This window comes from Citrobacter sp. On2M (assembly GCF_018035235.1).
In the GTDB taxonomy this organism is placed as follows: Bacteria; Pseudomonadota; Gammaproteobacteria; order Enterobacterales; family Enterobacteriaceae; genus Citrobacter; species Citrobacter meridianamericanus.
Map to the genome: position 1 here is coordinate 261,306 of NZ_WPCV01000004.1, position 23,050 is coordinate 284,355.

Sequence of the window (23,050 nt, forward strand, 5' to 3'; positions counted from 1 at the left end):
ATGAAAAAAATACCTTGCGTTATGATGCGCGGAGGAACCTCCAGAGGTGCATTTTTATTAGCACAAGATCTACCGCAAGAAGAAAAGCTGCGTGATGAAGTATTGATTAAAATTATGGGTTCTGGCAATGCGCTGGAAATAGACGGTATTGGCGGTGGCAATCCGTTAACCAGCAAAGTCGCGATTATTAGTCGTTCAAATGACCCGAAAGCTGATATCGATTATTTATTTGCGCAGGTATTGGTGCATGAGCAACGGGTCGATACCACGCCGAACTGCGGTAATATGCTTTCCGCCGTTGGCGCGTTTGCTATTGAAAAGGGACTAATTAATGCCGCAATGCCGACAACGCGCGTTCGTATTCGCAATGTAAACACCAACACGTTTATCGAAGCTGATATACAGACGCCGAACGGTGTTGTGGAGTATGAAGGAACATCAAAAATTGACGGTGTCCCGGGCACATCTGCCCCGATTGCGCTGACGTTCCTCAATGCCGCAGGTTCTAAAACTGGGCAAATCTTCCCGACAGGTCAGCAGATTGATTATATCGACTCCGTTCCCGTGACCTGTATGGATATGGCGACACCAGTGGTGATTATTCCTGCTGAATACCTGGGGAAAACGGGCTATGAATCCGCGCAAGATTTAGATGCAGACCGCGAATTATTATCGCGCATTGAGTCTATTCGTTTACAGGCCGGTGAGGCTATGGGTCTGGGGGATGTCAGCAATAAGGTTATCCCTAAACCTATTCTCATCTCGGCACCCCAGCACGGTGGCGCAATTAATGTTCGTTATTTTATGCCGCACTCTTGCCATAAAGCACTGGCAATTACCGGGGCGATAGCGATCGCCAGCAGTTGTGTCATTAACGGTACTGTTACGCTTCAGGTAACACCAGGCACGCATGACGGGAATATCACTATAGAACATCCTGGTGGGGCCCTTGATATTCATTTAACTAATGAAGGGGATGAACCTGCAACCCTCAGAGCTTCGGTTATTCGTACCGCCAGGAAAATATTCGCTGGTGACGTTTACCTTCCCTGACAGCATTGACCTCATTTTGCTGTGATTACGGAAAATCGAAAAGAACTCTGTACTTAATATACAGATTATCCAGGACTCAAAAATGAACGTTAAATCATTATGGAAGCTAATATTAATATTAGCCATCCCCTGTATTATCGGTTTCATTCCTGCCCCTGCGGGATTAAGTGAACTGGCATGGGTGCTTTTTGGTATTTATCTTGCTGCGATTGTCGGGCTGGTGATCAAACCGTTTCCTGAACCGGTGGTATTATTGATTGCCGTTGCCGCCTCAATGGTGGTTGTCGGAAATTTAGGCGGCGGCGTACTTAAAACCAGCAGCGTGCTGAGTGGCTATGCTTCCGGTACGACATGGCTGGTTTTCTCTGCGTTTACTTTAAGCGCTGCTTTTGTGACGACGGGGCTGGGTAAGCGCATTGCCTATATTCTGATCGGTAAAATAGGTAACACCACGCTTGGCCTGGGATACGTGACTGTGTTCCTTGACCTGGTATTAGCCCCGGCAACACCGTCAAATACGGCGCGCGCGGGTGGCATTGTATTACCCATCATCAATAGTGTTGCGGTGGCGTTAGGCTCTGAGCCGGACAAGAGCCCACGTCGCGTCGGTCATTACCTGATGATGACGGTGTATATGGTCACTAAAACAACCAGCTATATGTTTTTTACTGCGATGGCCGGAAACATTCTGGCATTAAAGATGATCAACGATATCTGTCACTTGCAGCTGAGCTGGGGGGGATGGGCGCTCGCGGCTGCGCTGCCTGGATTAATCATGCTGTTATTGACGCCATTAGTTATTTATTTTATGTATCCACCTGAAATTAAAAAGGTAGATAACAAAACTATTGCTAAGGCCGGGCTTGAGGATTTAGGGCCAATGAAAGGGCGCGAAAAAATGCTGCTGGGCATTTTCGTCCTCGCGCTATTAGGATGGATCTTTAGTAAAACTCTCGGTGTTGATGAATCTACGGTAGCGATTGTCGTAATGGGAACAATGCTCTTATTTGGCGTAGTTACCTGGGATGATGTGGTTAAAAATAAGGGCGGTTGGAATACCTTAATCTGGTATGGCGGTATAATCGGTTTGAGTTCTCTGTTATCAAAAGTGAAGTTTTTTGACTGGTTAGCTGAACTTTTCAAAAATAACCTCGACTTTGGTAACCACGGGAATATTGCGTTCTTTGTGATTCTTTTTTTGAGCATTATTGTTCGTTATTTCTTTGCCTCTGGTAGCGCCTATATTGTGGCCATGATGCCGGTATTTGCCATGTTGGCGAATGTATCCGGGGCTCCACTGATGTTAACTGCATTGGCATTGCTCTTTTCTAACTCTTACGGCGGTATGGTTACCCATTATGGCGGTGCTGCGGGACCGGTTATTTTTGGCGTCGGGTATAACGACATCAAATCGTGGTGGTTGGTTGGCGCAATGCTGACGTTTTTGACGTTCCTCGTCCATATTACGCTGGGTCTTTGGTGGTGGAATATGTTGATTGGCTGGAACATGCTCTAACTAAATCACATCGTTCATTGGTTGTCTGTGCTCAGGTGAGAATACAGCAATGTGGAGTATCTAATGATTAAATTATATGAGAAAGGGATTTATCTCTCCGGTAATAATGAAATTATCGCTGAGGATGAGGTGTCTGAGTCTATCTGTAAAGAAGAGGCGAAAAAAGGAACTATCGCGTGGTCGATTCTCTCAGCGCATAATACGTCCGGTGACATGAATAAGCTTAAAATTAAGTTTGATTCATTAGCTTCACACGATATTACCTTTGTCGGGATTATTCAGACCGCTAAAGCATCAGGGATGGAGCGCTTTCCATTACCGTACGTTCTGACCAACTGCCATAACTCATTATGCGCGGTAGGGGGAACCATTAACGGTGACGATCATATGTTTGGCCTGTCGGCGGCACAACGATACGGCGGAATCTTTGTGCCGCCACATATTGCTGTCATCCATCAGTACATGCGCGAAATGATGGCTGGTGGCGGCAAAATGATCCTCGGTTCAGACAGCCATACGCGTTACGGCGCATTAGGTTCGATGGCGGTGGGGGAAGGGGGCGGTGAGCTGGTTAAACAGCTGTTAAACGATACCTGGGATATTGATTATCCTGGCGTTGTGGCCGTTTATCTGACCGGCAAGCCTGTAGCGGGCGTAGGTCCCCAGGATGTGGCCTTAGCTATCATTGGCGCGGTATTTAAAAATGGCTACGTCAAAAATAAGGTCATGGAGTTTGTCGGCCCTGGCATTCGGCATCTTTCAACGGATTTTCGCAACAGCGTTGATGTGATGACCACCGAAACTACCTGTCTAAGCTCCGTCTGGCAAACGGATGATGACACTCGCAGTTGGCTGGCATTACACGGTCGCGAACAGGATTATCGCCCGCTCAAACCGCAGCCGATGGCCTGGTACGATGGGTGCATTTATGTCGATCTGAGTGCGATTAAGCCGATGATTGCGCTGCCATTTCATCCAAGTAATGTCTATGAGATTGCTACACTCAATGAAAATCTGACGGATATTCTCCGGGAGATTGAAGTTGAATCTGCGCGAATCGCGCAAGGTAAAGCCAGCCTGGCGTTACTGGATAAAGTGGAGAATGGACGCTTAAAAGTGCAGCAGGGTATCATTGCCGGATGCTCGGGAGGCAACTATGAAAATGTGATTGCTGCGGCACAGGCATTACGTGGTCAATCCTGTGGCAATGATGCTTTCTCGCTGGCAATCTATCCCTCTTCACAACCAGTGTTTATGGATTTAGCGCAGAAAGGCGTCGTTGCGGATTTGCTGGGGGCGGGAGCCGTCATCAGAACCGCGTTCTGTGGCCCATGCTTTGGTGCGGGCGATACGCCAATCAACAACGGTCTTAGTATCCGCCATACCACGCGTAACTTCCCCAACCGCGAAGGTTCGAAGCCGGGCAACGGGCAAATGTCCGCCGTTGCGCTGATGGATGCACGTTCGATAGCGGCAACGGCCGCCAACGGGGGATACCTCACTGCTGCAACGGAGCTGGACTGCTGGGATGCGTTGCCAGACTATGCGTTTAACCCTGCGCCTTATAAGAGCCGCGTATACCAGGGCTTTGTCAAAGGGGCCACGCAGCAGCCGCTCATTTATGGCCCGAATATTAAAGACTGGCCGGAGCTGGGCGCATTAACGGAAAATATTCTGCTGAAAGTGGCCTCAAAAATCCTTGATGATGTGACAACGACGGATGAGCTTATTCCGTCCGGAGAAACCTCTTCGTATCGTTCCAATCCTTTGGGATTGGCTGAATTTACACTTTCCCGACGCGATCCCGGCTATGTTGGCAGAAGCAAGGCGGTCGCTGAACGGGAAAAACAACGTCAGGCGGGTGACGTTAGCGAACTGGCGTCCGTTTTCGCACGCATCCAGCAGATTACTGGTCAGGAAAATATGCAACCATTGGAGACTGAGATTGGCAGCATGATTTATGCCGTCAAGCCTGGAGATGGTTCTGCACGCGAGCAGGCGGCAAGCTGTCAGCGAGTGATCGGTGGATTGGCAAATATCGCCCAGGAATATGCCACCAAACGTTACCGTTCCAATGTGATCAACTGGGGTATGTTACCGCTACAAATGGCAGAGAAACCCTCTTTTGAGGTCGGGGACTATATCTATATTCCCGGTATTCGCCGTGCGCTGGATGCGTGCAGCCGCGAGATAAAAGCGTACGTTCTTCATGATGATGGCGCAGTGAGTGAAATCAGCTTGTATATGGAAAGCCTGACCGCCGAGGAGCGTGAAATTATTAAAGCGGGGAGTTTGATTAACTTTAATAAATCGCGTTTGGTGTAACACCATAAAAAAGGTCGCCAGCGTCAATATGGCGACCTTTTTTTATTCAGGCATTACTGTTTCGGCTCGGCAACCACTTTGCTACCGATACCGCGGTTGTTGTATTCCCACATGCGGTTGAAGTTGGTGTCGTTCAGGTTGCGCTGGATTTCACCTTTGTCATTTTCCGCACCGGTATTACCAGCAAATGGACGCTTCGCGATAACACTGTCACCCCATGGTTTAGCCATGTTGAAACCTTCGTTGATCACGCTGTCGCGGATAACGACCTGACCATTAGTGTTCGAATCGACATCCAGCGAACGGCCTAACTGTGCCACGCCATCGCCACTTGCCGTGAAGCGGCTATTAATCGCCAGGAAACCGTAATAGATGTTTGACAGAGTAGCCGGTGCAAACACATAGGCTTCCTTCTGTGTGCGGGAGTTCACTACGCGGAAATCGGTGTTCTCGAACACCACTGCGCCGCGACCGGAAACAATATCCACATCACCTTCAATGTAGCTGTTGGTTACCAGCGTACGTGGTTGACGATCGTTTTCCAGACGGTTTTGTACACCGCTGTTGGTCACGAAAAACGTATTCTGGCGGCCAAGAATGTTGACCTTGTTGATCTGCACTTTATCGCCATCGGTACGCAACGCAACGGCCGGGTGGTTACCCGCATCAACGCTGTCACCCAGATTGTTTTCGATGGTCAGATTCTGCAATTGCAGGCCGTTATTCTGCGACCAGACGACAGCAGAACACATCACGCCAATATTCGCGCCGCGTTTGTTCTGGCAATTATCAAACATATACCACGCCGGTTTGCCTGGCATATATTTACCGCCCGGGTTCACCGCATGGCGCCAGTCTGCAGGACTCATGTCACCGTCAATGGCCAGGCCAATTTTCACATCCAGTGGTTTTTCGCCCATGCCGTACAGCGTCAGGCTACCCGTTGCAGCCGGGATATAAACCGTACCCTGATATTCACCTGGCAAAATCGCGATGTACTGACGTTTGTTAGTACGTTTGATGATTGCCGCATCCACTGCCGCCTGAATGCTGGTATGGGTGACGCCCTGAGTCCCTGCCGGGCCGACAACAAAGTCAGGTTGCGCAGGCAGAGAAATAGCAGAAGGGCTCCACGGCTGAGTATTTGGCGTCAGCGCGGAAAAATAGTGTGCAGCGACGAAATTTTTCGCTTCATTGGCCGACAGAATCGGGCGCGAGGAGGTACCTGGCGCGCTCTGATCGGAAGGAATTTGATCGGGCGGTGTAGAGCTACAGGCGGTCAGCGTCACGCCAAAAGCCATTGCCAGCGCCAGACGGGAAACTGATGAAATATTCACAGGTTGCTCCGGGCTTTGAAAGTTATCCATTGAAGCCTGCTTTTTTATACTAAGTTGAGCGAAACGGAAAGGCGAAAAGGTAAAAAGTTGTTTTTTATAGCAGCAATAGCGGATGTGGAGCGTTCTGAAGTCACAATTAAATAACATTTATCGCCCTTCAGGTTGACAACATCCGCAGGATCTCAATAAATGTCTATACAACCTATGACAAGTGGTGAGTGGAATGCAGCAATTTTTCCCTGATGATGCCATCTGGCGTAATGTCCGCCTGGCGACCATGGATCCTGAACGTAATACCCCGTATGGGCTGGTGGACGATCATGCGCTGATTATTCGTCAGGGCAAAATTCGCGCTATCGTGCCGGAATCCTCATTATACCGTACACATGACAATACCTTTGATATGCAGGGCAGATTGATTACGCCGGGTCTGATTGACTGCCATACACATCTGGTCTTTGGTGGAAACCGCGCAGGCGAGTGGGAACAACGGCTCAACGGGGCATCTTACCAGCAGATAAGCGCCCAGGGCGGGGGGATCAATGCCACCGTATCAGCGACCCGCAGCGCCACGGACGAACAACTTTTACACATTGCCCATCAGCGGATGGACCATCTGATCAACGAAGGCGTTACGTTGCTGGAAATTAAATCCGGTTACGGTCTGGATTTGCAGACAGAAGAGAAGATTTTACGCGTGGCGGCGGGGCTGGCGGCGGAAAATATCGTGGAAATAAGTCCGACGCTGTTGGCTGCGCATGCGACTCCAGCGGAATTCAGGGATGATCCTGACGGCTATATTACGCTGGTGTGCGAGACCATTTTGCCGCAGCTGTGGGAACAAGGTTTGTTTGAGACCGTCGATCTGTTCTGTGAAAGCGTCGGATTTAACCTCGCGCAGAGTGAACGGGTATTTCAGGCCGCACAGGCGTTGGGCATTCCGGTTAAGGGTCACGTTGAACAGTTGTCGCTGCTCGGTGGCGCGCAGTTGGTCAGCCGCTATTACGGGTTATCCGCCGATCATATTGAATATCTGGATGAAGCGGGCGTCGCGGCGATGAGCCAAAGCGGCACGGTCGGCGTGCTGCTGCCCGGCGCGTTCTATTTCCTCAAAGAACAGCAGCGCCCGCCGGTAGAGCTGCTGCGTCAATATCAGGTCCCAATGGCGGTGGCGACGGATTTCAACCCCGGCACCAGCCCATTTATCAGCCTGCACTGGGCGATGAACATGGCCTGCGTCCAGTTTGGTTTAACGCCGGAAGAAGCATGGGCTGGCGTAACTCGCCATGCGGCCCGGGCGCTGGGGCGTCATGCCACTCACGGACAACTGAAGGCCGGGTTCGTGGCCGATTTTGTGGTGTGGGATGCGACTCTTCCTGTCGAGATCCTGTATGAGCCTGGGCGTAACCCACTCTACCAGCGCGTATTCCGAGGACAACCATCATGATGAACTGGCATCCCGCTTCTCCCGCGCTTTGGCAAGGTCGTGATGACCGCGCTGAATCGCCAACTGCGCTGCGCCTGTTTCAGACCATCACGCTCAGTGCAGCGTTTAGCCCTGAAAATTATCGCGAGCAGATAGCGCTATTGGGATTTGCCTGCGATGAAGGCGTGAAACGTAATCAGGGACGCACGGGCGCCGCCGGAGCCCCCGATGTGCTGCGCAAGGCGCTGGCGAATTTAGCCAGTCACCACGGTCATGATCGGCTGGTGGATCTGGGTAATATTGTGGCGCAGGCTCCCGATCTCGAGGGCGCGCAGCAGGCGTTACGCCATGCTGTGCAACGCTGCCAGCAGGCTGAAATGCGCACCTTCGTGTTGGGTGGGGGGCATGAAACCGCCTTTGCCCACGGCGCGGGTGTGCTGGATGCTTTCCCGCGCTCAACCGTAGGTATCGTTAACCTCGATGCCCACCTGGATTTACGTCATGCTGACCAGGCGACTTCTGGTACGCCTTTTCGCCAGTTGGCTCAGCTCTGTGATGCACAGCAGCGTGAATTTCATTACGCCTGCTTTGGCGTTAACCGCGCCGCCAACACTCAGGCGTTGTGGGATGAAGCGCAGCAACGCAATGTTACCGTGGTGGAGGATCTGCACTGTCATAACGCACAGGCGCAGATGGCGCAGTTCATATCAAGCGTTGACGTTATCTATCTGACTATCGATCTCGACGTTTTGCCGGTCTGGGAAATGCCTGCGGTGTCCGCTCCTGCCGCGCTGGGTGTACCGCTGTCTACATTGCTCAGGCTGATTGAGCCGCTTTGTCGCAGTGGTAAATTACAAGCGGTGGACATGGTTGAATTTAATCCCCGTTTTGACGATGATGGCAACGCGGCGCGCGTTGCGGCGCGGCTTGGCTGGCAAATCGCACACTGGTGGCACTGACGTGCCTGATAACGTTACGCTGCCATTTGGCAACTCTTATTCTCAGCTTAAGGAAGGCTTACGCATGCAACCATCCCGTTCTGCTCCGGCGCCTTTTTACGAAAAGATCAAACAGGAGATCAGCGAAAAGATAGCCAGCGGTATCTGGCAAGCTCACGATCGCATTCCGTCTGAGGCAGAGCTGGTGGCGCAGTATGGTTTCAGCCGCATGACCATCAACCGGGCGCTGCGTGAGCTAACCGATGAAGGTTTACTGGTGCGTTTGCAGGGCGTAGGGACGTTTGTTGCCGAGCCAAAAGGGCAGTCCGCGCTGTTTGAAATTCGCAGCATCGCGGATGAAATCAACGCCCGTCAGCATCAGCACCGATGTGAGGTGCTGACCCTGGAGAGAACTTCGGCAAACGCGCAGCAGGCTTTGGAGTTAAACGTCAAAGAGGGCACCTCCATTTTTCACTCTGTCATGGTGCACTACGAGAACAACCTACCCGTGCAGATTGAAGATCGCTGCGTGAATGCCGAAATTGTGCCCGAGTATCTGGCGCAGGATTACAGCCAGACCACGCCGCACGCATACCTTTCACTGATAGCCCCCTTGACCGAAGGTGAGCATATCGTTGAGGCCGTTCGCGCCAGCGCCGAAGAGTGCGCGCTGCTGAACATCAAAGAACACGATCCCTGCCTGCTGATCCGCCGCAAGACCTGGTCCGCGTCATCCATTGTCTCTCATGCCCGTTTGCTGTTCCCGGGTTCCCGCTATCGTCTGCAGGGGCGTTTCATGTCCTGATCCAGGAGATGAAAACCGTGATTGCTGCCGCAGTATAATAAAATTGTATCTTAATTGTTAAATTCGGCCTTGCGATAGCTTGTATAGACAAGTATATGTTACTTATCTGTCCGAACGTTCGCGAGGAGTGCTCTACCATGTCTCATAGCAAGTATCGTCAGCAGGATATTCGTGCCCCACGAGGCACCACCTTAACGGCCAAAAGCTGGCTGACCGAAGCGCCGCTGCGCATGTTAATGAACAATCTTGATCCCGATGTGGCAGAAAATCCGCATGAGCTGGTGGTTTACGGTGGGATCGGTCGTGCGGCGCGGGACTGGGAGTGCTATGACGCCATCGTCAACGCGTTGATCAAACTGGAGACCGATGAGACGCTGCTGGTCCAGTCCGGTAAACCGGTTGGCGTGTTCAAAACCCATGACAACGCGCCGCGCGTGCTGATTGCCAACTCCAACCTGGTGCCACATTGGGCTACCTGGGAACACTTCAACGAGCTGGATGCCAAAGGACTGGCGATGTACGGTCAGATGACCGCCGGGAGCTGGATCTACATCGGCAGCCAGGGCATCGTGCAGGGGACGTATGAAACCTTCGTTGAAGCAGGTCGTCAGCATTATCAGGGTAACCTGAACGGACGCTGGGTACTGACCGCCGGGCTTGGTGGCATGGGCGGGGCGCAACCGTTAGCCGCTACGCTTGCAGGGGCGTGTTCGCTGAACATTGAATGCCAGCAGAGCCGGATCGATTTCCGTCTGCGTACCCGTTACGTGGACGAGCAGGCGACATCACTGGACGATGCGCTGGCGCGTATTGTTAAGTATACCCGTGAGGGTAAAGCAGTCTCTATTGCGCTGTGCGCGAACGCCGCCGACGTTGTGCCGGAACTGGTGAAGCGTGGGGTGCGCCCGGATATGGTCACCGACCAGACCAGCGCCCACGATCCGCTGCATGGTTATCTGCCGTCCGGCTGGAGCTGGGAAGAGTATCAGGCGAAAGCGGTGTCCGATCCGCAGGGCACGGTGCAGGCGGCGAAACGCTCCATGGCAACACACGTCGAGGCGATGCTGGCGTTTAGCAAAATGGGCGTGCCGACGTTTGATTACGGCAATAACATTCGCCAGATGGCCAAAGAGATGGGCGTGGAAAACGCTTTTGATTTCCCCGGCTTCGTACCAGCTTACATTCGACCGTTGTTCTGTCGCGGCATTGGCCCGTTCCGTTGGGTGGCGCTTTCCGGCGATCCGCAGGATATTTATAAAACCGATGCCAAAGTGAAAGAGATCGTGGCTGACGATACACACCTGCACCACTGGCTGGATATGGCGCGTGAGCGGATTAATTTCCAGGGTTTACCGGCGCGTATCTGCTGGGTCGGCCTGGAATGGCGGCAAAAACTGGGGCTGGCGTTTAACGAGATGGTGCGTAGCGGTGAAGTGTCCGCGCCGATTGTTATTGGCCGCGATCATCTGGATTCAGGCTCTGTTGCCAGCCCAAACCGCGAAACTGAAGCCATGCGCGACGGTTCTGACGCGGTATCCGACTGGCCGTTGTTGAATGCACTGCTTAATACAGCCAGTGGCGCGACCTGGGTATCACTGCACCACGGTGGCGGGGTAGGAATGGGCTTCTCCCAGCATGCCGGGATGGTGATTGTGTGTGATGGTACCGATGAAGCCGCTGCGCGTATCGCCCGGGTCTTACACAACGATCCGGCGACCGGGGTGATGCGTCACGCCGACGCCGGGTATGACATTGCGGTGGAATGCGCCGTCGAAGAAGGGCTGAATTTGCCGATGATTGCTGCGACGCAGGAGAAATGCTGATATGAACACCATGACATTAACACCGGGTCATCTGAGCTTTGCGCAACTACGCGACATCTGGCAGCAGCCGGTCAAACTGAGCCTGGATGCTGCCGCGATTGATGCTATCAACGCCAGCGTCGCCTGCGTCAATAATATTGTCACTGAAGGCCGCACGGCGTATGGCATTAATACGGGGTTTGGCTTGCTGGCCCAGACCCGTATCGCCACGGAAGACTTGCAGAATTTGCAGCGCTCGCTGGTGCTTTCCCATGCGGCGGGCGTCGGCGATGCGCTCGATGACGCCATGGTTCGCCTGATTATGGTGTTGAAAATCAACAGTCTGGCGCGCGGTTTTTCCGGTATTCGTCTGAGCGTGATCGATGCGCTGATCGCACTGGTGAATGCCGAAGTGTATCCGCTTATCCCGGCGAAAGGCTCGGTGGGAGCATCGGGCGACCTGGCGCCGCTTGCGCATATGTCTCTGACGCTGCTGGGCGAAGGTAAAGCGCGCTGGCAGGGGGAATGGCTTCCGGCAACTGAAGCGCTGAAAAAGGCCGGGCTGGAGCCAATTACGCTGGAGGCGAAAGAAGGGCTGGCGCTGCTCAATGGTACTCAGGCTTCCACCGCCTTTGCGCTGCGCGGACTAATTGAAGCTCAGGAGCTGTTCGCATCTGCAACGGTGTGCGGGGCGCTGACCACCGAAGCCGTGCTGGGTTCTCGTCGTCCGTTTGATGCCCGTATTCATGCCGCGCGAGGACAGCGTGGGCAGATTGATGCTGCGACGCTGTACCGTCACGTATTGACCGACACCAGCGCACTTTCACAGTCGCATCATAACTGTGAAAAAGTGCAGGATCCGTATTCTCTGCGCTGTCAGCCGCAGGTGATGGGGGCGTGTCTGACGCAAATGCGCCAGGCAATGGATGTTCTGCTGGTCGAAGCCAACGCGGTTTCCGACAATCCGCTGGTGTTCGCCGAAGAGGGGGATGTCATTTCTGGCGGCAACTTCCATGCTGAACCGGTGGCGATGGCGGCAGATAATCTGGCGCTGGCGATTGCGGAAATCGGGTCGTTATCAGAACGACGTATTGCGCTGATGATGGACAAACATATGTCGCAGTTGCCGCCGTTCCTGGTGAAAAACGGCGGAGTGAACTCCGGATTTATGATTGCTCAGGTAACCGCGGCCGCGCTGGCGAGCGAGAACAAAGCGCTGGCGCATCCGCACAGCGTGGACAGCCTGCCGACCTCCGCCAATCAGGAAGATCATGTCTCTATGGCGCCAGCGGCGGGCCGCAGACTATGGGAGATGGCGGCGAATACGCGCGGCGTGATTGCCGTAGAATGGCTGGCGGCGTGTCAGGGGATTGACCTGCGAGAAGGGTTAACCTCAAGCCCGCTGCTGGAGCAGGCGCGCCTGGCTTTGCGCGCGCAGGTTGCCCACTATACACAGGATCGCTTTTTCGCCCCGGATATCGAGTGCGCGACCGAACTGCTAGCCCAGGGAACCTTGTTGAAACTGTTGCCTGAGTTTCTGTAACACAATGCCGGATACGCTGTCGCTTATCCGGCACAGAGGTTAACTAAACATCGCCGTAATCGAGGCGCTGGCGAGCGAGTGGAAATGGACATTAAATCCGACCATCGCGCCGCTGGCGCCCTCATTGACATCAAGACGCTCCACATCCAGCGCATGAACCGTAAAGATATAACGATGGGTTTCACCTTTCGGCGGCGCGGCGCCACCATAACCTGCTTTACCAAAATCCGTGCGTGTTTGCATTACGCCTTCCGGCAACGCAACCAACCCTGAGCCGTACCCTTGCGGTAAAACCCGGGTATCTGCAGGCAGGTTAACCACCAGCCAGTGCCACCAACCGGAGCCGGTTGGCGCATCAGGATCGTAGCAGGTTACGACAAAGCTCTTGGTCCCTGCGGGTACGTCATCCCAGGCCAGATGCGGAGAAATGTTATCCCCGTCATACCCCATGCCGTTAAAGACGTGGCGATGAGGAAGCTTTTCGCCATCGCGTAAATCGTTACTGATTAGTTTCATGCTGACTCCTCTCGTTAGCCAAAAAGTGTAGTCAGAAACCATAGAGCTTACCGCTGATTAATCGCTAAAAAATGTTGCATTGCGCACAGCCTCGTTGACGGCCTGGGTCAGGCGACGCAATTGTTCGGGCTTGATGATGTACGGCGGCATCAGATAAATGAGCTTACCAAACGGTCTTACCCACACGCCCTGTTCGACAAAGAATTTTTGCAACGCGGCCATATTCACCGGGTGCGTGGTTTCGATGACGCCGATGGCACCAAGCACGCGCACGTCGACGACCCAACCGGAGTCTGCCGCCGGGGCGAGTTCTGTCCGAAGCTGCGTTTCTATGGCCGCTACCTGCGAACGCCACTCGCCGGTTTCGAGTAACGACAGGCTGGCGGAGGCGACGGCGCAGGCCAGTGGATTACCCATGAAAGTTGGACCATGCATAAAGCATCCGGCTTCACCGTTGCTGATGGTTTCTGCGACCTGACGCGTGGTCAGGGTAGCGGAAAGGGTCATCGTTCCGCCGGTTAACGCTTTGCCAAGGCACAAAATGTCTGGAGTGATATCGGCGTGCTCACAGGCAAATAGCTTGCCCGTGCGACCAAATCCGGTGGCGATTTCATCGGCAATCAGCAAAATGCCTTCCCGGTCACACATTTTACGGATGCGCTTTAACCACTCAGGATGGTACATGCGCATGCCGCCAGCACCCTGCACAATCGGCTCAAGGATCACCGCCGCAATTTCGTGGCGATGTGCGGCCATCAGACGGGCAAAAGGCACCATATCCAGTTCGTCCCATTCGCCGCCCATCCGGCTTTGCGGAGCGGGCGCAAACAGGTTCTCCGGCAGATAACCCTTCCACAGACTGTGCATTGAGTTTTCAGGATCGCAGACCGACATCGCGCCGAAAGTATCGCCGTGATAACCGTTACGAAATGTCAGGAAACGCTGACGGGATTCGCCTTTGGCCTGCCAGTATTGCAGTGCCATTTTCATCGCGACTTCCACGGCGACCGAACCTGAATCCGCGAGAAAAACGCACTCCAGCGCCTCTGGCGTCATCGCCACCAACTGGCGACACAGCGCAATGGCCGGGGCATGGGTAATGCCGCCAAACATCACGTGCGACATAGCATCAATCTGCGTTTTCATCGCGGCATTCAACTGTGGATGGTTGTAACCGTGGATCGCCGCCCACCAGGATGACATACCGTCAATCAGCCTCTCACCGTTGGCTAATATCAGTTCACAACCTTCGGCACGCGCCACCGGATAAACCGGCAGCGGGGAGGTCATGGAGGTGTAAGGGTGCCAGATATGGCGTTGGTCAAACGCAAGATCGTCCGTTGTCATAATCGACTTGTAAACCAAATTAAAAAGATTTAGGTTTACGAGTCTACACCAAACTGACAACGAAACGTATACCAATATGGCTCATTCTTCTCGCTGGACAATGTCGCAAGTCACCGAATTATTTGAAAAACCGCTGCTGGATCTGCTGTTTGAAGCGCAGCAGATTCATCGTCAGCACTTCGATCCGCAGCAGGTTCAGGTCAGTACATTGTTGTCGATAAAGACCGGTGCCTGCCCGGAAGATTGTAAATACTGCCCGCAAAGTTCCCGCTATAAAACCGGCCTGGAAACGGAACGTTTGATGGAAGTTGAACAGGTTCTGGACTCTGCACGTAAGGCGAAACAAGCCGGTTCAACGCGGTTTTGCATGGGTGCGGCGTGGAAGAATCCTCACGAACGCGATATGCCTTACCTGGAACAGATGGTTCAGGGCGTGAAAGAACTGGGGCTGGAAGCCTGTATGACGCTGGGCACGCTGAACGAAACCCAGGCCCAGCGCCTGGCCAATGCGGGTCTGGACTACTACAACCACAACCTCGACACCTCGCCGGAATTTTACGGCAATATCATTACCACCCGTTCGTATCAGGAGCGCCTGGATACGCTGGATAAAGTGCGTGAGGCGGGCATTAAAGTGTGCTCCGGCGGGATTGTGGGACTGGGGGAAACGGTCACCGATCGCGCGGGTCTGCTGCTGCAACTGGCGAACCTACCCACCCCGCCAGAAAGCGTCCCCATCAACATGCTGGTGAAAGTAAAGGGCACGCCGCTCGCCGATAACGACGATGTGGATGCGTTTGATTTTATTCGTACTATCGCCATTGCGCGCATCATGATGCCGACGTCGTACGTGCGTCTTTCTGCCGGACGCGAGCAGATGAACGAACAAACCCAGGCAATGTGCTTTATGGCCGGGGCCAACTCGATTTTCTACGGCTGCAAATTGCTGACCACCCCGAACCCGAACGAAGATAAAGACCTGTTGTTGTTCCGCAAACTGGGTCTGAATCCGCAACAAACGGCGGTGCTGGCGGGCGATAACGAACAGCAGCAACGTCTGGAACAGGCGCTGCGTACTCCGGATACTGACGATTACTACAACGCGGCAACCGTATGACCTGGCAGCAAAAAATAGACGATGCGCTCGTTTTGCGTCGTTCTGCCGATGCCCTGCGTCGGCGCTATGCGGTGACGCAGGGCGCCGGTCGTTGGCTGCAGGCAGACGATCGCCGGTATCTGAATTTCTCCAGCAATGACTACCTTGGCTTAAGCCACCACCCTCAGATTATCCGTGCCTGGCAGCAGGGGGCAGAGCGTTTTGGGGTCGGCAGCGGTGGCTCGGGTCATGTCAGCGGTTATTCGGTTGCGCATCAGGCGCTGGAAGAAGAACTGGCCCACTGGCTGGGCTATTCGCGGGCGCTGTTGTTCATCTCCGGTTTTGCGGCTAATCAGGCGGTCATTACCGCGCTGATGGGCAAAGAGGATCGGATTGTCGCCGACCGACTCAGCCATGCCTCGCTACTGGAGGCTGCGAGCCTTAGCCCCGCCGTGCTACGTCGCTTTACCCACAACGATGCGCAGCATCTGGAACGTCTGCTGGCTGCCTCCTGTCCGGGGCAGCAGTTGGTGGTGACCGAAGGCGTGTTCAGCATGGATGGCGACAGCGCGCCACTGGCTGAAATCCACGCGGCGGCTGAGCGGCAAAGCGCATGGCTGCTGGTGGATGATGCCCACGGTATAGGCGTTACCGGTGAGGAAGGGCGCGGTTCATGCTTCCATCAACAGGTGAAACCTGAGCTGTTAGTGGTGACCTTCGGGAAGGGATTTGGCGTCAGCGGCGCGGCAATCCTGTGTTCAGACAGCGTGGCCGATTATCTGCTGCAGTTTGCCCGTCATCTGATTTACAGCACCAGTATGCCTCCGGCGCAGGCTCAGGCTTTACGCGCTGCGCTGACAGTGATCCGCAGCCGTGAAGGTGACGAGCGCAGAGCAAAACTGACAATGCTTATCCGGCGTTTTCGCGCCGGCATGACGACCCCTGATTTAGTGCTGGCGCATTCAGACAGCGCTATTCAGCCGCTGATCGTTGGCGACAACCATAAAGCCTTGCAACTGGCGCAGGTATTACGGCAACAGGGATGCTGGGTGACGGCAATCCGTCCACCCACCGTGCCGGTCGGCACCGCCAGACTTCGTCTCACGCTAACCCAGGCGCATGAGCCCCAGGACATCGACCGCTTGCTGGAGGTGCTGCATGGCGCAGGTTGATAAGCAAGCCATTGCCGCCGCGTTTGGTCGCGCGGCTTCCCTCTACGAACAACACGCTGAACTCCAGCGCCAGAGCGCCGATGCGTTACTGGCGCGACTGGATGGTCGTCAGTTCGACCACGTGCTGGATGCGGGCTGTGGCCCGGGGCGTATGAGTCGTTACTGGCGGCGGCAGGGGAGCAAAGTCAGCGCCCTGGATCTGTCGGCGCAAATGTTGGCAGAAGCACAGCGTCACGATGTTGCTCATCACTATTTATTGGCGGATATCGAAGCTCTACCGCAGGCGAGCGCCACTTTTGACCTGGCCTGGAGCAATCTGGCCGTGCAGTGGTGTAGCGATTTACGCGGCGCGTTAAGCGAGTTGTACCGGGTGGTACGCCCGGGCGGGATAGTGGCGTTTAGTACCCTGGCACACGGCTCGATGCCAGAACTGCGTCAGGCGTGGCGAGCGGTTGATGACCGGGAGCATGCCAACCGTTTTTTGCCCGTGGAACAGCTGGAAAGCGCCCTGGATGGCTGGAATGTTGACTACCAGTCTCATGCCATCACGCTGTGGTTTAACGACGCGCTAAGCGCCATGCGCTCGCTGAAAGGCATCGGCGCGACGCATTTGCATGATGGCCGCGAGCAGCGCTTACTTACTCGTTCACAGTTGCACCAAGTGCAGTTAGCCTGGCCCCAGCAGCAGGGGAGATATCCGCTGACCTATCATCTATTTTTGGGAGTGATTCAACGTGACTAGCACGTATTTTGTCACCGGGACAGACACCGAAGTGGGTAAAACTATTGCCAGCTGCGCGCTGCTCCAGGCGGCGGGGTTGTTGGGATTACGAACCGTCGGCTATAAGCCCGTGGCGTCCGGTAGTGAAATAACGGCTGAAGGACTGCGCAACAGCGATGCGCTGGCTCTACAGCGCAACAGCGTTGTAGCCGTGGATTATGCAGCCATCAATCCGTATACCTTCGCGGAACCTACCTCACCGCATATCATCAGTGCTGACGAAGGGCGCCCCATTCAGGCCTCCGTGATGTCTGCGGGATTACGCACGCTGGAAGAGCAGGCTGAATGGGTACTGGTAGAAGGCGCGGGCGGATGGTTTACGCCGCTTTCGCCAACACTGAGTTTTTCTGACTGGGTAAAAGCGGAGCAACTGCCGGTGATTCTGGTGGTTGGCGTTAAGCTTGGTTGCATCAATCACGCCATGCTGACCGCTCAGGCGGTGCAGCAGGCCGGACTGACCCTTGCCGGATGGGTCGCCAATGATGTGACGCCGCCTGGAAAACGTCATGCAGAATATATGGCGACGCTCAGGCGTGTGCTTGCGGCACCGCTGCTGGGGGAAATTCCCTGGCTGGCAGAAAAGCCGGAGCAGGCATCAACAGGGCATTATATCGATCTTAGCGCTTTGTCTGCGTTGTCCCCCAGTCGTTAATTAGCGGGTCGCCGAACGGTGTTATTTGCCCCTGCGCTACGTTACGCCCACGGTGTAACAGGCAATAGCAATCGGCGACCCGTCGAATAAACGGCAGGCTCTGCTCCGCGAGCATAATGGCGATGCCAAGTTCCTGGCTTAGCTTGACAATCAGATTACCCAGCCTGTGGATATAAGCCTGACCACTTCCTCGCGTGGGTTCATCGAGGATCAGCAGGCGCGGGCGTGTGACCAGCGCGCTGGCGAGCGCAAGCTGGTGCTGATTTTCCTCCGACAATGCCACTCCTTTGACCTGACGCAGTTCGAAAAGCTGTGGAAACAGGCGGTAAATATCGCTGCTGTTCATCGTTTCGCTTTCTTCAACCGCCTGACGCGCAATATGCAGATTTTCCTCGACCGTTAGTTGTGAAAAAATCCGTCTCTCTTGTGAAACGTAGTTAATACCCAGCGCAATGCGATTTGCCGTCGGAATCGGACTCAGGTCGCGCGGCGGTGCGCCAGCCTGATGCCAGAACATGGTTCCGCTTTCAATCGGTAAATTGCCGATAATGCAATTGGCAAGCGTAGTCTTTCCCATCCCCGGAAGCCCCAGCACGCCGGTACATTTGCCGGGCAGCAGGTCGAGATCCACATCCCACAATGAGTGTTGATTGCCGTAATAGTGATTCACTGCGCGAAGACTCAACATAGATTTCTCCATCATGATGTTATCGGCCCCACTAACAGGTCGTCGGAAGAAACCTGCAATTCTCTTGCCAGAAGCGGGATTCGTGGTAGAAACAGCGTGATAGCATACTAAAAACGCAAAAAAGTCCGGTTCATCAGATGGGAAGGGCTGTTTTGTGCACATTGCCAGTGCCTGGCGGTATCGTGATGGTGCAGGCAGGAAAATGATGAAAATGCGAGCAAGATCCCGGCCATTCCAGGTTGCTTCGTTAGCTGATAAATATCAAAAAATAGCGATAATTTTTTTTTATGCCTGCGGAAAAGAGAGTCAGGGTGTTTTTGCCAGGCTACAGTCCATACGGGCTGGAGGCAGTTATCCACTATTCCTGTGGATAACCTTGTGTATTAGAGTTAGAAAACACAATGTAAGCGAGAGAAGACGCGGGTTGCGACTAAATTGATGCGAAAGACGGCTTGTGATAATAATCATTAAATTACAGAAAGTTAGATAAAAGCAATGGCTGTCGCCGAAGTGTCATGTGTTGCCACAAAACTTTCATCGGGTAGCTTGACAAATGTTAAAAAAGTCATTGCTTTGGGGATAACACGTTTTTACTGGTGTTTTATCTTGTCTCTGGCCAAATTTTAGCCTGTAGTCACGCTCGTTCAGATGGCGTATCAGAAATATTCTGGCGTGTTACTGTTTTTTCATCCAGTATTTTTTACTGGCAAAATATACCACTGCGAGTAAAATTACACACCTGCCCGCCCATTGCTTCAGGTAGCTGCTCATGAGTAAACCGTTCAAACTTAATTCCGCTTTTAAACCCTCTGGCGATCAGCCTGAGGCAATTCGCCGTCTGGAAGAAGGGCTGGAGGATGGTCTGGCGCATCAGACGCTACTGGGGGTGACGGGGTCTGGGAAAACATTCACCATCGCTAACGTGATTGCGGACTTGCAGCGTCCTACCATGGTGCTGGCCCCCAATAAGACGCTTGCTGCTCAGCTGTACGGTGAGATGAAAGAGTTCTTCCCGGATAACGCGGTGGAGTATTTCGTCTCTTACTACGACTATTATCAGCCGGAAGCCTACGTACCCAGTTCTGACACCTTCATCGAGAAAGATGCTTCGGTCAACGAACATATTGAGCAGATGCGCCTGTCGGCAACTAAAGCGCTGCTGGAGCGTCGGGATGTCGTCGTCGTGGCCTCCGTTTCCGCTATCTATGGTTTGGGCGATCCGGATCTGTACCTGAAGATGATGCTGCACCTGACGGTAGGGATGATTATCGATCAACGCGCGATCCTGCGCCGCCTTGCGGAACTGCAATACACCCGCAACGATCAGGCATTTCAGCGCGGGACCTTCCGTGTGCGCGGTGAAGTGATCGACATTTTCCCGGCTGAATCCGACGACATCGCGCTGCGTGTGGAACTGTTTGATGAAGAAGTTGAACGCTTATCGCTGTTTGACCCGCTCACCGGGCAGGTCGAATCCACGATTTCGCGCTACACCATCTATCCTAAAACGCACTACGTGACGCCGCGCGAACGTATCGTGCAGGCGATGGAAGAAATCAAAGTTGAGCTGGCAGAGCGGCGTAAAATTCTGTTGGCAAATAACAAATTGTTGGAAGAACAGCGGTTAAGCCAGCGTACACAGTTCGATTTGGAAATGATGAATGAGCTGGGTTACTGCTCGGGGATTGAAAACTACTCCCGCTATCTGTCCGGGCGTGGCCCCGGTGAGCCGCCGCCGACGCTGTTTGATTACCTGCCTGCCGACGGTCTGCTGGTGGTGGATGAATCCCACGTCACAATTCCACAAATTGGCGGCATGTATCGCGGAGACCGGGCGCGTAAAGAGACCCTGGTCGAATACGGATTCCGTCTGCCCTCGGCGCTGGATAACCGTCCGCTCAAATTTGAAGAGTTTGAGGCGTTGGCTCCACAAACCATCTACGTTTCAGCGACGCCGGGTAACTATGAGCTGGAGAAATCTGGTGATGAAGTGGTCGATCAGGTAGTACGACCGACCGGCCTGTTGGATCCGGTCATTGAGGTGCGTCCGGTGGCGACGCAGGTTGACGATCTGCTGTCGGAGATCCGCACCCGTGCGGCGATTAACGAACGTGTGCTGGTCACTACGCTCACCAAACGCATGGCGGAGGACCTCACCGAATATCTCGAAGAACACGGTGAGCGGGTGCGCTATCTGCACTCTGACATCGATACCGTGGAACGCATGGAAATCATTCGTGACCTGCGTCTGGGCGAGTTTGACGTGCTGGTGGGTATCAACCTGTTACGTGAGGGGCTGGACATGCCTGAAGTCTCGCTGGTGGCGATTCTGGACGCAGACAAAGAAGGGTTCCTGCGTTCTGAACGTTCGCTGATCCAGACCATTGGTCGTGCGGCGCGTAACATCAACGGTAAGGCTATTCTTTACGGCGACAAAATTACCGCCTCAATGGCCAAAGCGATTGGTGAAACTGAACGTCGTCGTGAGAAACAGCAGCTTTACAACGAAGAACACGGCATTACGCCGCAGGGGCTGAATAAGAAAGTGGTCGATATTCTGGCGCTGGGTCAGAATATTGCGAAGACCAAGGCGAAAGGCAAAGGGAAGTCACGCGCAGGTGCGAAGTCTGAGGTTGTCGAACTGGATATGACGCCAAAAGCGCTGCAGCAGAAGATTCACGAGCTGGAAGGACAAATGATGCAGCATGCGCAGAATCTTGAATTTGAAGAGGCCGCGACGATCCGCGACCAGTTGCATCAGCTGCGCGAGCTGTTTATCGCGGCGTCTTAACGCGATGTTGAAGGTGGGGGAGACCCGTCATCTGGCCTGGAAACGTCAAGGTTGTGTATGCCTGATAAGCGTCAGCGCCATCAGGCAAATTCGCTCAGCCTAACGCCTGTACCGCTTTTTCCAGCGCGCTATGCAATAGCTGGCGATCATGGCGGTAGGGAATATCGCTGGCTTCCAGCACTTCCTGAATGACAACGCGATTGGTAACGGTGGAAACATCCACTTTCGGGCCCACAACTACGGCATCAATCACTTTCTTGCCAACATACTGTTCAATGATTGCCAGCTTATCGTTGAGTGTCAGGCTGGCTGCTGGCAGGCTTAACTCGCGGCCGAGATTACCGATGTAGACCATCGGGGCCGGCGTGCGACGTAACGCCTGCGCCAGATCGTCGAGCAGCAGGATCGGCATCAGACTGGTGTAAAAACTGCCTGGCCCTATCAGAATCAAATCCGCTTCGGCGATAGCTTCAACCGCTTCCCGCGTGGTGGGGACTTTTGGCGACAGCATCAGCTCCTGAGGAGGGATAGTGAGCTGATCGATATTCACTTCGCCATAGACTTCATGCCCCTGATCGTCGATAGCCATCAGATCCACTGGCAGCTCCGACATCGGAATTAAATGCGCATCGACCTTCAGCAGGTTACGAATTAAATTGATGGCTTCTAAAGGCCGCACGCTGAGGTGATCGAGTGCCTTTAACATCAGATTTCCGAGGTTATGCCCGGAAAGTTCGCCATTTCCGCCAAAACGATACTCAAACATAGCGGATGCGACGCTGGGCTGGGTAATTAACTGGTTGAGACAGTTACGCATGTCTCCCCAGGCGATCCCGCCTTCAGAGCGACGAATACGGCCTGTCGAGCCGCCGTTATCGGTCGTGGTGACGATACCCGTCAGGCGTGAGCCTAAAGGGGAAAGTGAGGAAAGAACGCGTCCTAATCCATGCCCTCCGCCGAGAGCGACAACGCGGTCCAAATCTGCCAGGGTGCGAGTGCGCATAGAGTTTCCTGATATCAATTGATCGGCGCTACAGTACCGTAAATAGCGTGTTTTCAGCAATTATCCAGTTGGCATCTGGCGAAATTTATTATCTGCGATCTACCCCTTTCTGACGATATCGACCTGACGGCAAGATGATGTATATCAATGCAAAACTATGGTTTTTGCTTATTCTGTAGCGAAAATGCACGATCGCGTCGCTATATACATATTTATATAGCGAAAGTGTACATGGCAAAAGCGTCATTTACACGCTAGT

At 53.8% G+C, this 23,050-nt stretch carries 18 protein-coding genes; 13 read left to right on the forward strand and 5 right to left on the reverse strand.

The features are described from left to right. From On2M_RS11600 to On2M_RS11610, 3 genes are all read left to right on the forward strand, one after another. Window positions 1-1,053: a 4-oxalomesaconate tautomerase gene (locus On2M_RS11600; protein ID WP_210904844.1), complete on the forward strand. Its 1,053-nt coding sequence runs from the start codon at window positions 1-3 to the stop codon at window positions 1,051-1,053. 82 nt (window positions 1,054-1,135) lie between these two features. Then, window positions 1,136-2,569 (forward strand): anion permease, encoded by a 1,434-nt coding sequence (locus tag On2M_RS11605; protein WP_151219581.1) that lies wholly within the window; start codon window positions 1,136-1,138, stop codon window positions 2,567-2,569. A gap of 63 nt (window positions 2,570-2,632) precedes the next feature. Then, entirely contained in the window at window positions 2,633-4,894 is a 2,262-nt protein-coding gene (locus On2M_RS11610; RefSeq protein WP_151219582.1) for a hydratase, read from the forward strand. A 53-nt stretch (window positions 4,895-4,947) separates the two neighbouring features. Here On2M_RS11610 and On2M_RS11615 read toward each other — a convergent pair whose 3' ends face one another. Further along, window positions 4,948-6,231: a putative acyl-CoA thioester hydrolase gene (locus tag On2M_RS11615; protein WP_210904845.1), complete on the reverse strand. Its 1,284-nt coding sequence runs from the start codon at window positions 6,229-6,231 to the stop codon at window positions 4,948-4,950. A 223-nt stretch (window positions 6,232-6,454) separates the two neighbouring features. On the opposite strand from On2M_RS11615, the gene hutI reads away from it, so the two are divergent. The 5 genes from hutI (at window position 6,455) to hutH (ending at window position 12,745) form a co-directional block, all read left to right on the forward strand. Beyond that, window positions 6,455-7,678, forward strand: coding sequence for an imidazolonepropionase (gene hutI, locus On2M_RS11620; protein WP_210904846.1), 1,224 nt, complete (start codon window positions 6,455-6,457; stop codon window positions 7,676-7,678). Next, a complete protein-coding gene (hutG, locus tag On2M_RS11625) occupies window positions 7,675-8,616 on the forward strand; it encodes a formimidoylglutamase (RefSeq protein ID WP_210904847.1) in 942 nt (313 codons plus the stop codon). Before hutI ends, hutG begins: the two co-directional genes overlap by 4 nt. Before the next feature lie 64 nt (window positions 8,617-8,680). After that, window positions 8,681-9,400 (forward strand): histidine utilization repressor, encoded by a 720-nt coding sequence (locus On2M_RS11630; RefSeq protein ID WP_210904848.1) that lies wholly within the window; start codon window positions 8,681-8,683, stop codon window positions 9,398-9,400. Window positions 9,401-9,537: 137 nt separating this feature from the next. Next, window positions 9,538-11,223, forward strand: coding sequence for a urocanate hydratase (hutU, locus tag On2M_RS11635; RefSeq protein ID WP_210904849.1), 1,686 nt, complete (start codon window positions 9,538-9,540; stop codon window positions 11,221-11,223). Between the two features lies 1 nt (window position 11,224). Further along, window positions 11,225-12,745: a histidine ammonia-lyase gene (gene hutH, locus On2M_RS11640; protein WP_210904850.1), complete on the forward strand. Its 1,521-nt coding sequence runs from the start codon at window positions 11,225-11,227 to the stop codon at window positions 12,743-12,745. A gap of 39 nt (window positions 12,746-12,784) precedes the next feature. Here the strand turns inward: hutH and On2M_RS11645 are convergent, their stop codons facing one another. Continuing rightward, entirely contained in the window at window positions 12,785-13,261 is a 477-nt protein-coding gene (locus On2M_RS11645; RefSeq protein ID WP_210904851.1) for a kinase inhibitor, read from the reverse strand. 57 nt (window positions 13,262-13,318) lie between these two features. Then, entirely contained in the window at window positions 13,319-14,608 is a 1,290-nt protein-coding gene (gene bioA / locus On2M_RS11650) for an adenosylmethionine--8-amino-7-oxononanoate transaminase (protein WP_210904852.1), read from the reverse strand. A 76-nt stretch (window positions 14,609-14,684) separates the two neighbouring features. On the opposite strand from bioA, the gene bioB reads away from it, so the two are divergent. The 4 genes from bioB to bioD are packed head-to-tail and all read left to right on the forward strand — an operon-like array spanning window position 14,685 to window position 18,309. After that, window positions 14,685-15,725, forward strand: coding sequence for a biotin synthase BioB (gene bioB / locus On2M_RS11655; protein ID WP_210904853.1), 1,041 nt, complete (start codon window positions 14,685-14,687; stop codon window positions 15,723-15,725). Beyond that, complete coding sequence (gene bioF, locus On2M_RS11660) at window positions 15,722-16,876, forward strand: 8-amino-7-oxononanoate synthase (protein ID WP_210904854.1); 1,155 nt, start codon at window positions 15,722-15,724, stop codon at window positions 16,874-16,876. Before bioB ends, bioF begins: the two co-directional genes overlap by 4 nt. After that, window positions 16,863-17,618 carry a malonyl-ACP O-methyltransferase BioC gene (gene bioC / locus On2M_RS11665; RefSeq protein WP_210904855.1) on the forward strand — a complete coding sequence of 252 codons (756 nt, stop codon included), beginning with the start codon at window positions 16,863-16,865 and terminating at the stop codon, window positions 17,616-17,618. The genes bioF and bioC overlap by 14 nt, the downstream gene beginning before the upstream one ends. After that, window positions 17,611-18,309 (forward strand): dethiobiotin synthase, encoded by a 699-nt coding sequence (gene bioD / locus On2M_RS11670; protein WP_151219593.1) that lies wholly within the window; start codon window positions 17,611-17,613, stop codon window positions 18,307-18,309. Before bioC ends, bioD begins: the two co-directional genes overlap by 8 nt. Here bioD and On2M_RS11675 read toward each other — a convergent pair. After that, window positions 18,275-18,997, reverse strand: a complete 723-nt coding sequence (locus On2M_RS11675) for an ATP-binding cassette domain-containing protein (RefSeq protein ID WP_210904856.1) — start codon at window positions 18,995-18,997, stop codon at window positions 18,275-18,277. The genes bioD and On2M_RS11675 overlap by 35 nt on opposite strands. Before the next feature lie 769 nt (window positions 18,998-19,766). Here On2M_RS11675 and uvrB point away from each other — a divergent pair. Next, window positions 19,767-21,788: an excinuclease ABC subunit UvrB gene (gene uvrB / locus On2M_RS11680; RefSeq protein WP_103768867.1), complete on the forward strand. Its 2,022-nt coding sequence runs from the start codon at window positions 19,767-19,769 to the stop codon at window positions 21,786-21,788. A gap of 94 nt (window positions 21,789-21,882) precedes the next feature. Here uvrB and yvcK read toward each other — a convergent pair whose 3' ends face one another. Beyond that, a complete protein-coding gene (yvcK, locus tag On2M_RS11685) occupies window positions 21,883-22,791 on the reverse strand; it encodes a uridine diphosphate-N-acetylglucosamine-binding protein YvcK (RefSeq protein ID WP_151219595.1) in 909 nt (302 codons plus the stop codon). Between the last annotated feature and the right edge of the window lie 259 nt (window positions 22,792-23,050).

Bases quoted from the DNA above. Each gene is read 5' to 3' on its own strand.
- On2M_RS11645 (WP_210904851.1), bottom strand. From the start codon at position 13,261: ATGAAACTAATCAGTAACGATTTACGCGATGGCGAAAAGCTTCCTCAT.
- On2M_RS11610 (WP_151219582.1), top strand. From the start codon at position 2,633: ATGATTAAATTATATGAGAAAGGGATTTATCTCTCCGGTAATAATGAA.
- On2M_RS11675 (WP_210904856.1), bottom strand. From the start codon at position 18,997: ATGTTGAGTCTTCGCGCAGTGAATCACTATTACGGCAATCAACACTCA.
- On2M_RS11630 (WP_210904848.1), top strand. From the start codon at position 8,681: ATGCAACCATCCCGTTCTGCTCCGGCGCCTTTTTACGAAAAGATCAAA.
- hutU (WP_210904849.1), top strand. From the start codon at position 9,538: ATGTCTCATAGCAAGTATCGTCAGCAGGATATTCGTGCCCCACGAGGC.
- On2M_RS11600 (WP_210904844.1), top strand. From the start codon at position 1: ATGAAAAAAATACCTTGCGTTATGATGCGCGGAGGAACCTCCAGAGGT.
- bioF (WP_210904854.1), top strand. From the start codon at position 15,722: ATGACCTGGCAGCAAAAAATAGACGATGCGCTCGTTTTGCGTCGTTCT.
- hutI (WP_210904846.1), top strand. From the start codon at position 6,455: ATGCAGCAATTTTTCCCTGATGATGCCATCTGGCGTAATGTCCGCCTG.
- bioA (WP_210904852.1), bottom strand. From the start codon at position 14,608: ATGACAACGGACGATCTTGCGTTTGACCAACGCCATATCTGGCACCCT.
- hutG (WP_210904847.1), top strand. From the start codon at position 7,675: ATGATGAACTGGCATCCCGCTTCTCCCGCGCTTTGGCAAGGTCGTGAT.
- uvrB (WP_103768867.1), top strand. From the start codon at position 19,767: ATGAGTAAACCGTTCAAACTTAATTCCGCTTTTAAACCCTCTGGCGAT.
- yvcK (WP_151219595.1), bottom strand. From the start codon at position 22,791: ATGCGCACTCGCACCCTGGCAGATTTGGACCGCGTTGTCGCTCTCGGC.
- bioC (WP_210904855.1), top strand. From the start codon at position 16,863: ATGGCGCAGGTTGATAAGCAAGCCATTGCCGCCGCGTTTGGTCGCGCG.
- hutH (WP_210904850.1), top strand. From the start codon at position 11,225: ATGAACACCATGACATTAACACCGGGTCATCTGAGCTTTGCGCAACTA.
- bioB (WP_210904853.1), top strand. From the start codon at position 14,685: ATGGCTCATTCTTCTCGCTGGACAATGTCGCAAGTCACCGAATTATTT.
- On2M_RS11605 (WP_151219581.1), top strand. From the start codon at position 1,136: ATGAACGTTAAATCATTATGGAAGCTAATATTAATATTAGCCATCCCC.